Here is a 13,753-nt window from a genome sequence, read left to right on the forward strand (position 1 = left end):
CGCATGGCGATCGTTTAAAAACACAGTCCAAATGGCATCACCAATTGCAGCAACTTCATAAATGCTGCTGGTGATATACTGAATTTCTTCTTGAAGGCTACAGAGAAATGATTTACATGTTTGTACCCGAGCATCATGGCCACCTCTTTTAAGCTCAGGTTATGGTCTTTCGTTAACAGTGCCTTGGCTTCGGTCATCTTTAAATCCATGGTAAAATTATAGATCGTTTTATGGTACAGGTCCTTAAAACCTTCCTGTAATTTGGTTCTGTTCATGCCAGCAAGAATGGCCAGTTCCTCTATGGAATGGTTTGCTTTTAAATTCTGCCCTAATAAATCCTTTACCTTTTCGAAAGACTTCAGGTCTTGTTCAGCCCATTTTTTTGAAGAGCTGCGCGTAGGGCGTACTGCTAAGATTTCAATGAGCAACTCTGCAACTTTTGTGGTCAAATAGGCACGTTTCAGCTTGAGCTTAAATGAACAGTGAAGGATGTCGGTGATGATGTTTCGCATTTGGGGCGACAGTCGTTCGGAATTTGTTTTCGGCGATTTTTCTAGGTCATTTCCTGTTTGCTCCCCCAGCATTTGATGAATGACGACTTCCGGTACCTGGATATCAATCACGTATTTGTCCTCCTTACTATGCTCGGTTAAGGGTCGGTTATCCGGCCATTTCAGCAATCGTTTTTTAAAGTTGTTCTCTCCAAATCTAACGTTAACCAACGGATAATCAGTTGGTTCAAAAATACATTTCAATAAAATTTCTTCTGGTCGCCTGATCTCTGCTTTGAACATATTCCTGTTTAATCCGTATAAATTCCTGCACATCACGTATGCACAAACCATTACTTTTGCAGCAATATTAAGAATTAGTCTAAATAAGAGCAAGCGATACATGTATTTATTTTACAAAACATTTTCTTTAGTTTTTGCCACATTGTTGTTGGTGTTTTTGGGCACCGATGTTTATGCACAACCCAACACTGTCCTGAAGGGCACCATTACCAGCACCACTGGTATCCCGCTTTCAGGAGCGGGGGTAACTCTGCTGTCCCTCAACAAATCTGTGGTAACTGATGCAGCCGGGTCTTTCCAAATTTCCGGCATTCCTGCCGGAAGTTACAAGTTGCGGGTAACGTATATTGGCTACACCGCGACCACCATAACGGTTGTTTTTCCTTTGAAAGACGCTAAGCCATTGTCTATTTCTCTTCAGGAGAACCAGAACGATCTTTCGGGAGTTACCGTTGTTGGTCGCACCAAAGCCCAGGAAGTCAACAGGCAAGCTTATAACGTCACAGCAATTGATGCCACTAAATTATACAACACCACGATGGACATTTCCAGTGCACTGGATCGTGTTGCGGGTGTTCGGGTTAGGGAGTCTGGAGGAGTGGGTTCCAATTTTAATGTATCGCTAAATGGTTTTTCCGGAAGGCATATCCGTTACTTTATCGACGGGATCCCAATGGATAATTTCGGTTCATCCTTCCAGGTCAATAACATACCCATCAACATTGCCGAACGGGTGGAGGTGTACAAAGGCGTAGTGCCGATATGGCTGGGTTCTGATGCGCTTGGCGGGGCCATCAATATTGTCACCGGCAACAAGCACCGCAATTATGTGGATGCTTCCTATTCTTATGGCTCATTCAATACCCACCGCAGTGTGATCAATGGGGCAGTTACCGCTAAAAGTGGACTCACTTTTCAGCTCAGTGCCTTTCAGAACTACTCAGATAACGACTACAAAATAAATCTCCGTACCCTTTTACAGAACAATATGGAACCGGCGTTGCGGTCGGCTACCGTCAAAAGGTTCCACGACGTGTACCACAATGAAACCCTGATCGCGAATGTAGGTGTGGTCGGAAAATCATGGGCAGATCAATTGTTACTGGGGGTAACAACAGGTCAAAATTATAAGGAAATGCAGAATGCCGCTACGCCAATTGCCGTTTACGGACAATTGCACAGGCGCGGAAATATTTTAATGCCCTCCCTGAAATACAAAAAAGCGGAACTGCTTCCCGGATTGGACGTGGCTATTAATGCCAATTACAACCTGGGCTTTGAAACCACGATCGATACCGCAAAAGCAAAGTACGATTGGGACGGGATTCGCGACCCAAAAGTGACCATGGGTGAAACCGAAAACGGGCAGTACATCAAGTACCACAACAATAACGGACTGGCAACGGCAATGGTCAGTTACAAATTGAGCGAACACCAGGGAATTGCTGTCAATAACGTGTTCTCTACGTTCGACAGGAAGCAGGATAACCTGTTGTTCCCGGATCTCAATGCCCAGAATGTTCCGAAGAGAATGGACAAGAATGTGCTGGGTTTTGGGTATTCCTATGATGTGGCCAACAAGTGGAGTGTGAATGTTTTTGGTAAACACATCATGTTGAAAAGTGTAGTCAATAGCTTCAGCCAGAAAAATACCGACAATAAACTGGGCTATGGAACGGCGCTGGCGTATTATCTGCTTCCTAATTTGCAATTGAAGGGTTCTTATGAATTGACCAACCGGATGCCGGAAGCCAATGAGATTTTCGGTAACCTGGAAACCGAAGCGGGCAATCCTTTGCTTAAGCCGGAAAAGAGTAATAATTTCAACCTGGGTGTGATCTACGGGTTCAAGGTAAATGAGGTAAACCGTTTTTCGATCACTGCTAACGCAATCTACAGGCATTCCAAAGATTTTATTTTCAGTAGGTTAGTCGGCGGAACGGGACCCAGAAGAGAATTTTCCATATCCGATAACCGGGACGGAGTCCGGACTACTGGATTTGATGGTGAACTCAGGTATTCTTACAAGAGCTGGCTAAGTGCCGGGGCAACGGTGACGTACCAAATGCTGAGAAACCTGCAGAAGCGCGATTGGAACCCGAGCACCAATGATTACTATCCTACAGAAAGCCTGGTGTACCTGGACCAAATGCCGAACATTCCTTACTTTTTTGGAAATGCAGACGTTTCCGGGTCTTTCAGAAACGTATTTGAAAAGGGCAATAACCTAACCGTTGGCTATAACCTGCTTTTCGTCAACCGCTTCTGGCTGGACTGGCCAAGCTTTGGTACGGCGACATCCGAATACAAAAACTCCATTCCCACTCAGCTTAGCCACGATGTGAACTTCGTTTACAGCATGAAGAACGGGCGTTACAATGTCTCGCTGGAAGTACGCAACCTGGCTGATAAGCCGGTGTTCGACAATTTCGCTTTACAGAAAGCGGGCCGGGGCTATTATTTAAACTTCAGGTACTTTATCAACAGCACGAAATAATTCTAAATCAATCATATACAATAATAAAATAAGATGAAAACAACAGTTACAAAAATGCTTCTTGCACTTGCTTTTGCAGGAGTGATCAGTTCTTGCGATAAAAAAGCAGATAGAGAAGTTGTCCCTGAAAACCCGGGGAATTATATCATAGCCGTTACGCCTACTGCAATCGCTGGGAAAGCAGATTACCTGCTTACCGCAAGCAGTCTGGAAACTGGCGCTGCATCCATCATTGGTAATGGTGTTGAACAGGATGGTACCTACCGGTATTACGTAACCGCCAACAATAAATTCTTCAGTATGCTTTACGGTCAGGGTAGCCCCGGTGCAGTTACCGTTTACAATGTGAATGAAGGTAAATTGAAAAAACTAAATGACTTTGTTTCCGCTACCGTACATGCATTTGCCCCTGTAAATGATGATATTTTGATGGTTAGGGTACCAAGAAGGATCGCTGCAGCAGGTACTCCGACTGTATACGAATGGTACCGTGTCAATACCACTACCAATGCGGAAGTTGCCAAAGGTACTGCTGATGCCATTGCACCAAGTGGTAATGGTGAAATTGCGCACCTAAGTTGGATCAAGCAAGTTGGAAACAAGGTATTTGCACCATATTTCAGCATCTACAACAGCTTTTTCACCAAGTTTCCTGATCAGGCTGGAATTGCGGTATTTTCTTATCCGGAAATGCAATACGAAAAGACCATCAGGGATACGCGGACCAGTTTCATAGGACGTTATTTTACCGACGGTTTAGGTGTGGTGGAAAATGGTGACTGCTATGCATTTTCATCGTCGGTGGCAGCAGATGACGATCCGGCAACTGTAGCTGTGGATGTTAAAATGACTTCCACAAAACCTTCTGCCATCACACGCATTAAAGCTGGTACCACAGAATTCGACCAAAGTTATTTTATGAATTTTGAAGAAGCATCAAATGGTTATGTCATCACCAATTGGTTGTACATCGGTCAGAACAAATTCATTGCGAATATCGAACCTAAAGCCACTAAAGGACAATACGTTGTCGGCAAGCGACTGGCCATTGTTGATGTAGTTGCCAAAACCGTAAAATCAGTAACTGGATTTGCTGAGGTGAACACGATATCCAGTGTGACCACAACCAATTATAGTCCTAAAGACGGTAAAACAGGTTACATCGGTGTGAACCTGGTTGATGGCACTACCTATGTGTACAAAATTGATGCGACAACTGCCACAGCGACCAGAGGATTAAAAGTTGAGGGCGGTGTCATTACTGCAATTCAACATTTACAATAATCTTCAAACCGCATTAGAATATTCATTTAAGATAGAAGATGGGCACAATGATCACCCCTAATAAAAATTCAATTCCAAAAAAGAAGAGCAAGGATTCTCTTTTTAACAGGATCAATAAATGGCTGCACTTATGGCTCGGCCTGGCCTCTGGTATCATTGTGCTCATTGTTTGTATTACCGGCTGCATCTGGGTTTTCAACGAGGAAATAGAAGGACTTTTGGAGCCTGAAACCAAAGTGGCGAGACAGGATAAAGCTGTGCTCACACCATCTCAACTGAGCGCTGTTGCAGCAAAGGCAGCACCGGGTAAGGTGATTGCTTATGCGCAGTACATACAGGGCAGGGCAGTGACCATGAACCTGAAAAGCCCTAATGAACAGGGTCGCAGGGGTGGAGGTATCACGCTGAAAGTGAACCCCTATACGGGAGAAATCCTTAAAAAGGAAGTGCGTAAAAAGGGAGAGGTCGATTTTTTCAGGTTCATCCTAAACGGTCACCGTTTTTTGTGGTTGCCGTTCGCAATAGGCAGGCCTATTGTCAACTACGGTACCCTGGTATTCGTAGTCTTGCTGATCACCGGACTGATCTGGTGGTATCCTAAGAAATGGAACAAATCCACAACAGATAAAAGTTTCAAAATAAAATGGGGTGCCTCTTTCAAAAGGGTTAACCTGGATCTGCACAATGTGCTGGGTTTTTACTCGCTGCTGGTGTTGCTGGCCATTGCTCTAACTGGGATGGTGTACGGCATCAGCTGGTATAGCGAAGGCCTGTACTGGGCAACTACAGGTGGGAAAAGCCTGGAAGGACGTGGGGGCAGAAGAATGCAGTCAGATTCCCTTCAGGCTGGAAAATATACCCCTCAACAGGCGATGGATCTGGCCTGGAGCCAGGTCATTGCCAAACATCCCAAATCTCAGGGTTTCTATTATGCATTTCCTGACACGGCGAGGGCGAAATCTACCATTGGTATTACGGTATATCCTACCGCCGGCCAGTTTTATAACAGTCAGGGTTACACGTTCGACCAGCATACTGTAAAACTGCTTAAGAGTAAAGATATTTATTCCATCGCCTATCAGGATGCGGATTTCGGCGGCAAACTAAGAAAAATGAATTACGATATCCATGTGGGCAGTATCCTCGGATTTCCCGGCAAAGTGCTCGCTTTCTTAGCTTCTTTAATTGGTGCTTCCTTGCCAATTACCGGGTTCCTGATCTGGTACGGTCGGAAGTTCAAGAAAAAGAAAGGGAGTAAGGCAACAGCGCAGGATTCTAAAATCATTCCGCTGGTAAAGCCGGTTGCCAAACCAATTGTAAAAGCAAGACCGGTACCGACTAAGGTGGCCGGACAAATCTGAATGATCGGAAAAAATTAATATAAGTTCTGTGTTTTGTTTCGAAAAGGGGTCGACGGATGTTGGTCCCTTTTTGCTTAAATAATCTTGAAACATTTTGCTTTGCGAAGAGTTGTATGCTCATGGAAAATTTAGCAGCGGAAAAGAAATCGACTCCAGTCAAAAAATTGTATCACTATCAGGAGAGTGACATTGCTTTGCTTTTTAACAAGCTGGAGCAACATCACGGAAATTACCGCTTGCTGTACCAGCTGCCTACCGGTGGCGGCAAGACCGTCATATTTTCGGAGATAGCGAGCCGTTTCCTGGAAAAATACCATAAGAAGGTCATCGTACTTACACACCGTACAGAGCTGTGCAGGCAAACTTCATCTGCGCTGAGCATGTGTTCGTTACAAAATAAGGTCATCAATAGCGCGGTAAAAAAAATCAACAAAAAAGACGGTTTTGCCTGTTATGTCGCCATGGTTGAAACGCTGAAGAACCGGATTAATGACGGGCTCATCAACACCAACGATGTAGGCCTGGTGATTATCGATGAGGCACACCACAACTCTTTCCACAAATTGCTTGGAAAATTCAAGAATGCTGCGGTAATTGGGGTGACTGCCACTCCATTCAGTTCCGACATCAACCTGCCGATGAAACGCAACTATGATGAGCTTGTTGTGGGAGCGCCGATTGGTTCTTTAATCGAACAAGGTTTTTTAGCCAAGCCTACCGTTTGGCGGTACGATGTGGAGATGAATACACTTAAGACAGGCTTACACGGAGATTTTACAGTAAGTACCTCTGATGAATTGTACAGTTCTCCGGCAATGTTGGATTTGCTGGTGCATGCTTACGAAAGCCATTCCAAAAATAAAAAGACCCTGATTTTTAACAACGGGATATTCACTTCGAGAAAGGTACTGGAGGCTTTTACGGCATTAAACTACCCGATCAGGCACCTGGACAATAAAACGAGTGCTACCGAAAGGGCAGAAATTCTCGCCTGGTATAAAAAGACCAGGGGAGCCATCTTAACTTCCGTATCCATTTTAACTACAGGCTTTGACGAGCCTACGATCCAATCGGTCATATTAAACAGGGCAACTACATCGCTTACGCTCTATCACCAAATGATTGGCCGGGGCTCCCGAAAATTGGCGGCAAAGAAGACGTTTACCATTATTGATTTAGGTAACAATACAGACCGGTTTGGTGCATGGGATGCCGCTATCGACTGGCAGCATGTTTTTGAAAACCCGGAAATTTACCATGAAGGGCTGCATGCCAAAACCAGTTATGAGGCACACCAAATGCCTTCAGATATGCGGGCTAAGTTTGCGAATAGTCTGGAGATATCATTTGATGTGCAGGCGGCCCATGCTGCGGCGCTGGCCAATGGCGATAAGCCAAAGATCGTCGTGAGGGATTCTATCCGGCAGCATGCCCTGATGTGTGTTGACAACAGCAGTTCGCTTCCGGAGGCCATACTGTTGACAGCAGAACTGGATAAGGAAATCGACTGGAGGATTAAGCAATATGGAAAGTGCCTGGGGAAGGTGACTAAAAACTACCTCGACTGGCTCAAGGAAGATTATGTTTCCAAACTCAAAAAACTCATTCAGAAAATCATTGGCAGAAGGATATTGTTAAAAGCGGTAGGTTAGTTCGTCTGGGCGAGTTCGTGATTACTGGCAAAGTGCCCCCGCATCTACTGCGTTTTTCGTGGTAAGGTTATTTCCATTCCTGAGCATGGTTAGGGCAGGCATCGTAGCCGTCACGTTTTGATCCACAGAATTTCGATAGCTAAATTTATATGGAGCTAATACGTTTAAAGCAGCAATTGCTTTTTTAAAAGGGCAGAGGTCGTTGAGTGATTTATTGTCGACGATATAGGCAATCTGTACGCTCCCTGCATTTTGCAGGCCATCGAGGGAAGCCAGCTTTTCATTATTTCCAATGTAGATGCCGTTAACCCTGCTGATCGCACTTGAACTATAGAGTCCACTGCTGAGGATCGGGGCGGAACTAAAGACGCTGAGTTGCTCAAGGCCATGAAGGTCTGTCAATTGCGAATTGCCTTCAATAAGCAATGAACCCACTTTTTGCAGTGCGCCAAATCCCGCCATGTTGCTGATGTTGGTGCTCCTAACTGTCAATTTTCCGGTAATTGTCGTTAGACTTTTAAAATTGATATCCGAAAGTAATGGGTTGTTGAAAAGGTATGCTATTCCGCCCGGCACCAGAGAACCTATAGATGCCAGTGTCTTAAAGCTCAGCCGGGTCAGGTTTCTGTTTCCGCTAATGGAAAGATAACTGCCGAGGGTTGGTAACTTATCCATCGTAATCGACGTTGCAGCGACTCCGCTAATCGCTATTTGGTTTGCGGTGCTGATGTCATTTAGAAAGGATAAGTCGGCCAATAGCGGGCAGGCGGAAATACTGATGGTTCCCACGCTGGGCGACAAATTGATGTCAACACGAGTCAATTGGCTCAAACTGCTCAATGCCAGGGATCCAGCATAAGGTTGCATGCCACTGAAACTCAGAGAGGTAAAAGCACTATTGGAAATGGCGATGCTCCCCGCGGCTGTTATTGTTTTTAGAAAAGGAGCTTCAGACAGACCGATCCCACCCAAATAAATAGCGCCTGATACGGACTTGATGATAGCGAGCCCGGTGAGGGAGTTGATGTCTGTAAAAGGGCTGTTGTTCAAAATTGAACCACCAATATTCAGATTGCCGGTGATTTGAATTTGCTTACCCTTATTGAGTTCAAGAAAAGTATTGATCTCCGATTGGTTTTTCAAGGTCACGTCGCCACTTATATATGCGGAATTGAGTTCAGGAGAGAGGTAACTAAAGACCGGGCCCTGGGCGCCTTCGGTCATTTTTATCACATTGATGTTTCCGGTTGTGGTTACCGGTACTAACACCTTTATAGCGGTAGGGGTAACGGACTGGACGGTCGCCTTCACCCCGTTAAAAAATACCATCAGGTCTGCCACAGTGGTACCGAAGTTGGCACCGTTGATGGTAACCACTGTGTTGGGCAGACCAGAAGTTGGAGCGATCGTCGTAATGGTTAACCTGGAATCTCCCTGATTAATGGCGGGATTGTCAGCCTGAGCGGGTTCAGGTGCGGTTGGTTTATCTTTTTTGCAGGACGCAAAAGCTAATAAAATCAGGAAAATTCCAGGGATTAATTTTTTCACGGTAATGGTTTGATTGCAGCAAAATTAGTTCAAAACACGATGCTCATCAATCCCCCAGATTGCGGTATTTTTTCGGTTTTTTTGGGACTGTAGCCGGATATCCCTTATCTTGACTTCATGACATTCGACCAGGCGGTTACCTATTTCATGCCAAAGGAGATGCGGGATAACAACACCCATCCCAAATACCACGAATTCCGGGTGGTGGTCAGTTCGGCATTGATTGCTGTTCCGCTGTTGATCTTGTTCCCGGTTTTCCTGCACTGGATGCACCGGCCGATATTGGGTTACCTGATCAACAATGGTCTCCTCGTCTCCATGCTTTTCTCCAGTAAATATTTTGGTCATTACCGGATTCCGATGACCATCACGGCCCTGGTTACCTACTTTATTATTTACGACTGGATCCAGGATTCCGGCTTAATTTACTCGTCCAATATTACCATTTTGCACATGTACCTGCTGGGCGCCATCTGGGCGGACAAGAAATTCGGCGGATGGGCTATCCTTACCAATCTGGGCATGTTTGTGTTTATTTACGAGCAGACCATCCATGCCGGACTTGCAACACCGGTACAATCCAATTTAGGTCCCCCGGAATATGCTTTGGGTATGAATTGCCTGATCACGATTTTCTTTGGTGGCTTCCTCGCCTGGCAGCAGTACGACCAGGAACGCGACCGGGCAAAGATCAGGGCATTGCAGGACTCCAAAATCACCTTGCTAGATGAGGCGGTGAAACAACGTACTGACCAATTGAACACCATGCGCGAGAATATTGCTACTGATTTTCATGATGAGACGGGCAATATGTTATCCGCAATAACCCGACAGGCAGCATTGCTGAAACAACAGCTATCGGCCGATAACGCTGCTCAGCCAATCGTAGACAGCATTATCTATAACAGCAATGCCCTGTATGCCAGCAGTAAAGACTTTTTATGGCACCTCAACCACAATAGCGACGAGCCTAAAGAATTGTTTGATTATCTGACAGGCTACGGACAACGTTACTATAACCAGTTTGATATTGCCTTTTCTTCACATGCCGCAGAATGCCAGTCGCAACAGCTTGATCCAATGGCTGCACTTAATGTGCTGTTCATTTTTAAAGAGGCGATGACCAATGTGGTCAAGCATTCAGGCGCAACAGAAGTGGAACTATCGATGGTTTGTCCGCATGACCATATCCAATACATCTTAAGCGATAACGGGACCTGGAAAGCTGCGGATCAGCATGCGGAACATTACGGATTGTCCAATATGGAAAGAAGATGTGTCAAAAATAATTTTGGGTTTGCAATCTTAAAGGATACTTCCGGTACCCGGATTGAGGTTACTGTGCCTGTCAGTCCGCTAAACATCAGTTAATGGAAAAACAAATCACCATCGTTGAAGACAACGTAAAGATTAGGGAAGGTTTCGCTGCGCTCATTTCCAATTCAACCGGTTACCATGTAGCGGGTCATTACGGCAATTGCGAAGATGCGTTAAAGAACCTGGAAAGGGATGCGCCAGACCTGGTGCTCATGGACATTGAGCTGCCAGGTATAGATGGCATCGAGGGGACGCTCAGGATTAAAAAAAAGAGGCCAGCTTGTATTGTGTTGATCATTACTGTTGTGGAAGACAGTGATAAAGTATTTCGGTCCCTTTGTGCCGGTGCGGGCGGTTACATCGTTAAAAACTCGGCCGCTGATCAGATCATCCAGAACATTGCGGAAGCATTTGCCGGGGGCGCACCCATGAGTTTGCAAATTGCAAAAATGGTTGTGCAATCTTTTATCCGTCCACAAGATTCCCCTTTGTCAGAACGCGAAACCGCGGTGCTCAGAGGGATCTCGGAAGGAAAAAGCTATACAAAAATTGCGTTGGACCTGTTTATCAGTAAAGAAACCGTTCGCAGCCATATCAAAAATATTTATCAGAAGCTGGCGGTTAACAGCAAAGCGGAAGCCTTAAAAATGGCAGGGAATAACAAGTGGATTGGATAGTTTGTTGATGGCATTCGAATTAATATCCTACTTGCTTTAATCGTTTAAATTTTTTAATATTGATATAAATCAAGCATTTTAAACGTTTAAATGAAAAAAGTAGGTCTTAAAGAAATTGCGGAAAAAGTAGAAGTTTCTGTTGCGTTGGTTTCTTATGTTTTGAACGGACAGGCGGTGGCCCGCCAAGTAAATAAGGAAACTGCAGAAAAGATTATCGCTGTTGCCAAGGAGCTCAATTATGTGCCCAATCAAATTGCCAGAAGTTTAAAAAGCCAGAAGACAAATACGATCGGGCTGATTGTGGCCGACATCAAATATCGTTTTACAACTGGTATCACTAGTGCCATAGCAGCGGCAGCCGGGAAAAATAATTATACCGTAATCTACGGGAGTTCTGACGAAAGCCTGGAGAAGTTTTCAGAACTGCTTCAGGTTTTTATAAACAGAAGGGTTGACGGATTGATCATTGTCCCTGTGGAAGGGGCAGCGGCGCAGATTGACATGCTGTCAAATTCGGATATCCCTTTTGTGTTGGTCGACCGCCACTTTCCTCACATACCCACCAATAATATTTTGCTTGATAACTTTGATGCGGCATACCGCGCCACAGATTATTTAGTGAAATCCTGGCATAAGAATATCGCATTTTTCAACTTAAAAACCGATCTCTTTCATTTGCAGGAAAGAAGTAGGGGTTGTGCCGAAGCACTGAAAGATCACCGTATTGATAGCCATCATAGTATACTTTACGAAGTGGCCACTGCTGGAGCTGTTCAAAAGTCCATCTCTGCCGCACTGGACAAAAGTTCCAACATCGACGCCCTTTTTTTTGCCACTGACACGCTTGCGCTGGAGGGACTAAAATACCTCAATATGCAAAAGATCAAAGTGCCAGATGATATATCGGTATTCAGTTTCGACGAATCTGAGGCGTTCGACCTTTTTTATTGCCCCATTACCCATTCAAAGCAACCACTGGAAGAAATGGGCAAGCTTGCGGTCAGTACCTTACTTCAAAGCATCGACAGTCCGGATGTGAATAGAACCAAAACCCTAAAAGCAGAATTGGTCAAGGGAAAATCCTGTAACGAAAATTAATCACAAAAATTCAGCATATCCACTAACCTAACAAAATATGAAACCTAAAATCATTTTACTACTCAGCTTGTTCATTTTTACCAGCAGCCTGTGCCATGCGCAACTTGGGGTGAAGTACGACCCGAAAATACAGTCGACCGGGAATTTGCAGTACTGGCGACCAAAGGGCGACCTCTTTGTGGGTGATTGCATGCCCTATTATAAGGATGGGAAATTCTCATTATACTGGTTGCTGGATTCGGCCCATCATGCCAGTTTGAAAGGCTTGGGCGGTCACCAGTGGGCACTCAGTACCACAACCGATCTGAAGAACTGGAAACAGGAAAAAGTAGTATTGGGGATCGACGAAGAATGGGAAAAGTCGATCTGCACAGGCTCTATCGCTTTTTATAAGGGTAAATATTATGCTTTTTATGCCACCAGGCTGATCAATAAGGAAGGCAATATCAATGAGCAGCTCAGCTATGCCATTAGTAACGATGGGATCAATTTCGATAAGCAAAAACCCAATCCATTTTATACTTCGGCACCAGGTTACAGCAAACGTGATTTTAGGGATCCAAAGGTTTTTGTAGATGAGCAGACCGGAGAGTTTCATTTATTGGTATCCAGTTGGAAAGAAAATTCACCTTTGGCACATGCAGGCGGGGCATTGGTCCACCTCACTTCTACTGATCTGAAAAACTGGGCAGTGAGCGAACCTATTTTGACTGGCCAGGGTTCTGTGCCGGAGTGTCCTGATTATTTCTTTTGGAAGGGCTGGTATTATTTGCTCTACAGCGATAATGGAGATACCTATTATGTGAAATCCAGACAACCGTACGGACCATGGGAAGAACCTAAGCACCAGGCATTGATTGAAAACTGGTCGAACGTGGTAAAAACAGCATCATTTAAAAACGACAGGCGTATTGCGGCTTCCTGGATTCCATCAAGGCATGAAAATAACGACAACCATGGGGAGATCTTTGGAGGCAATTTGTTGTTTCGCGAGCTCATACAGGCGCCGGATGGTTCGTTAGATACGCAATTTCCAGAGGAGATGATTCCCGCTGCGGGCGCTGACCTCAACTTAAAAATTATTGCAGAACAGTATGCTGTGGCCGGGCTGGGTGAAGTCGCCATAACCGCTCCGAATGGAGTTGGATCTGCGAGGATGGAAAATGTACCTGCACAATGCCGGATTACCATGGAGATAGCACAAGGAACATCGCTGGAAGAATACGGATTGTATTTAAGGGCAGATGACCGGGCAGAGCGGGGCTACCGACTCAATTTTTCGCCCATTAACGGGACTGTCAACCTGGCGGGAGATGAGATCAAGGCAGTCGCTGGATTGGATAAAACCATTAAGATCGATCTGATACTTAAAGACGATATCATAGACCTGTGCATCAATAACAAGCGCTGCATTGTAAACCGAAAACCGGAGCAGAAGGGTGGGGGTTTGTATTTCTATGCCAAACATGGAAGCATCAAATTCAAATCGGTAAAAGTAATGCCGCTGCTACCCTAGTGGTACAGC

General features: G+C 45.0%; 10 protein-coding genes. 8 read left to right on the top strand and 2 right to left on the bottom strand.

Translation table 11 applies throughout. The annotated features are described in order from the left end of the window. Positions 1–14: 14 nt before the first annotated feature. Positions 15–896 carry a helix-turn-helix domain-containing protein gene (locus tag ACXZ1K_RS05320; RefSeq protein ID WP_458972346.1) on the bottom strand — a complete coding sequence of 294 codons (882 nt, stop codon included), beginning with the start codon at positions 894–896 and terminating at the stop codon, positions 15–17. Here ACXZ1K_RS05320 and ACXZ1K_RS05325 point away from each other — a divergent pair. The 4 genes from ACXZ1K_RS05325 (at position 895) to ACXZ1K_RS05340 (ending at position 7,588) form a co-directional block, all read left to right on the top strand. Beyond that, positions 895–3,291 carry a TonB-dependent receptor gene (locus ACXZ1K_RS05325; protein ID WP_458972347.1) on the top strand — a complete coding sequence of 799 codons (2,397 nt, stop codon included), beginning with the start codon at positions 895–897 and terminating at the stop codon, positions 3,289–3,291. The genes ACXZ1K_RS05320 and ACXZ1K_RS05325 overlap by 2 nt on opposite strands. Positions 3,292–3,324: 33 nt before the next feature. After that, positions 3,325–4,575, top strand: a complete 1,251-nt coding sequence (locus ACXZ1K_RS05330) for a DUF4374 domain-containing protein (protein WP_458972348.1) — start codon at positions 3,325–3,327, stop codon at positions 4,573–4,575. 47 nt (positions 4,576–4,622) lie between these two features. Further along, positions 4,623–5,936 (top strand): PepSY-associated TM helix domain-containing protein, encoded by a 1,314-nt coding sequence (locus ACXZ1K_RS05335; protein ID WP_458972349.1) that lies wholly within the window; start codon positions 4,623–4,625, stop codon positions 5,934–5,936. A 119-nt stretch (positions 5,937–6,055) separates the two neighbouring features. After that, positions 6,056–7,588: a DEAD/DEAH box helicase gene (locus ACXZ1K_RS05340; RefSeq protein ID WP_458972350.1), complete on the top strand. Its 1,533-nt coding sequence runs from the start codon at positions 6,056–6,058 to the stop codon at positions 7,586–7,588. 21 nt (positions 7,589–7,609) lie between these two features. Here the strand turns inward: ACXZ1K_RS05340 and ACXZ1K_RS05345 are convergent, their stop codons facing one another. Then, the gene (locus tag ACXZ1K_RS05345) at positions 7,610–9,136 is read right to left on the bottom strand and encodes an IPT/TIG domain-containing protein (protein ID WP_458972351.1); all 1,527 of its coding nucleotides are present in this window, start codon (positions 9,134–9,136) and stop codon (positions 7,610–7,612) included. Between the two features lie 117 nt (positions 9,137–9,253). On the opposite strand from ACXZ1K_RS05345, the gene ACXZ1K_RS05350 reads away from it, so the two are divergent. The 4 genes from ACXZ1K_RS05350 (at position 9,254) to ACXZ1K_RS05365 (ending at position 13,744) form a co-directional block, all read left to right on the top strand. Continuing rightward, positions 9,254–10,507, top strand: a complete 1,254-nt coding sequence (locus ACXZ1K_RS05350) for a sensor histidine kinase (RefSeq protein ID WP_458972352.1) — start codon at positions 9,254–9,256, stop codon at positions 10,505–10,507. Beyond that, the gene (locus ACXZ1K_RS05355; protein ID WP_458972353.1) at positions 10,507–11,130 is read left to right on the top strand and encodes a response regulator transcription factor; all 624 of its coding nucleotides are present in this window, start codon (positions 10,507–10,509) and stop codon (positions 11,128–11,130) included. Before ACXZ1K_RS05350 ends, ACXZ1K_RS05355 begins: the two co-directional genes overlap by 1 nt. 90 nt (positions 11,131–11,220) lie before the next feature. Further along, positions 11,221–12,228, top strand: coding sequence for a LacI family DNA-binding transcriptional regulator (locus tag ACXZ1K_RS05360; RefSeq protein ID WP_458972354.1), 1,008 nt, complete (start codon positions 11,221–11,223; stop codon positions 12,226–12,228). A gap of 37 nt (positions 12,229–12,265) precedes the next feature. Then, positions 12,266–13,744, top strand: a complete 1,479-nt coding sequence (locus ACXZ1K_RS05365) for a family 43 glycosylhydrolase (protein WP_458972355.1) — start codon at positions 12,266–12,268, stop codon at positions 13,742–13,744. The last annotated feature ends 9 nt before the right edge of the window (positions 13,745–13,753 follow it).

The sequence above is a fragment of the Pedobacter jaeyakensis genome (genome assembly GCF_054461315.1).

Bases quoted from the DNA above. Each gene is read 5' to 3' on its own strand.
- ACXZ1K_RS05325 (WP_458972347.1), top strand. From the start codon at position 895: ATGTATTTATTTTACAAAACATTTTCTTTAGTTTTTGCCACATTGTTG.
- ACXZ1K_RS05320 (WP_458972346.1), bottom strand. From the start codon at position 896: ATGTATCGCTTGCTCTTATTTAGACTAATTCTTAATATTGCTGCAAAA.
- ACXZ1K_RS05330 (WP_458972348.1), top strand. From the start codon at position 3,325: ATGAAAACAACAGTTACAAAAATGCTTCTTGCACTTGCTTTTGCAGGA.
- ACXZ1K_RS05335 (WP_458972349.1), top strand. From the start codon at position 4,623: ATGATCACCCCTAATAAAAATTCAATTCCAAAAAAGAAGAGCAAGGAT.
- ACXZ1K_RS05340 (WP_458972350.1), top strand. From the start codon at position 6,056: ATGGAAAATTTAGCAGCGGAAAAGAAATCGACTCCAGTCAAAAAATTG.
- ACXZ1K_RS05350 (WP_458972352.1), top strand. From the start codon at position 9,254: ATGACATTCGACCAGGCGGTTACCTATTTCATGCCAAAGGAGATGCGG.
- ACXZ1K_RS05355 (WP_458972353.1), top strand. From the start codon at position 10,507: ATGGAAAAACAAATCACCATCGTTGAAGACAACGTAAAGATTAGGGAA.
- ACXZ1K_RS05360 (WP_458972354.1), top strand. From the start codon at position 11,221: ATGAAAAAAGTAGGTCTTAAAGAAATTGCGGAAAAAGTAGAAGTTTCT.
- ACXZ1K_RS05365 (WP_458972355.1), top strand. From the start codon at position 12,266: ATGAAACCTAAAATCATTTTACTACTCAGCTTGTTCATTTTTACCAGC.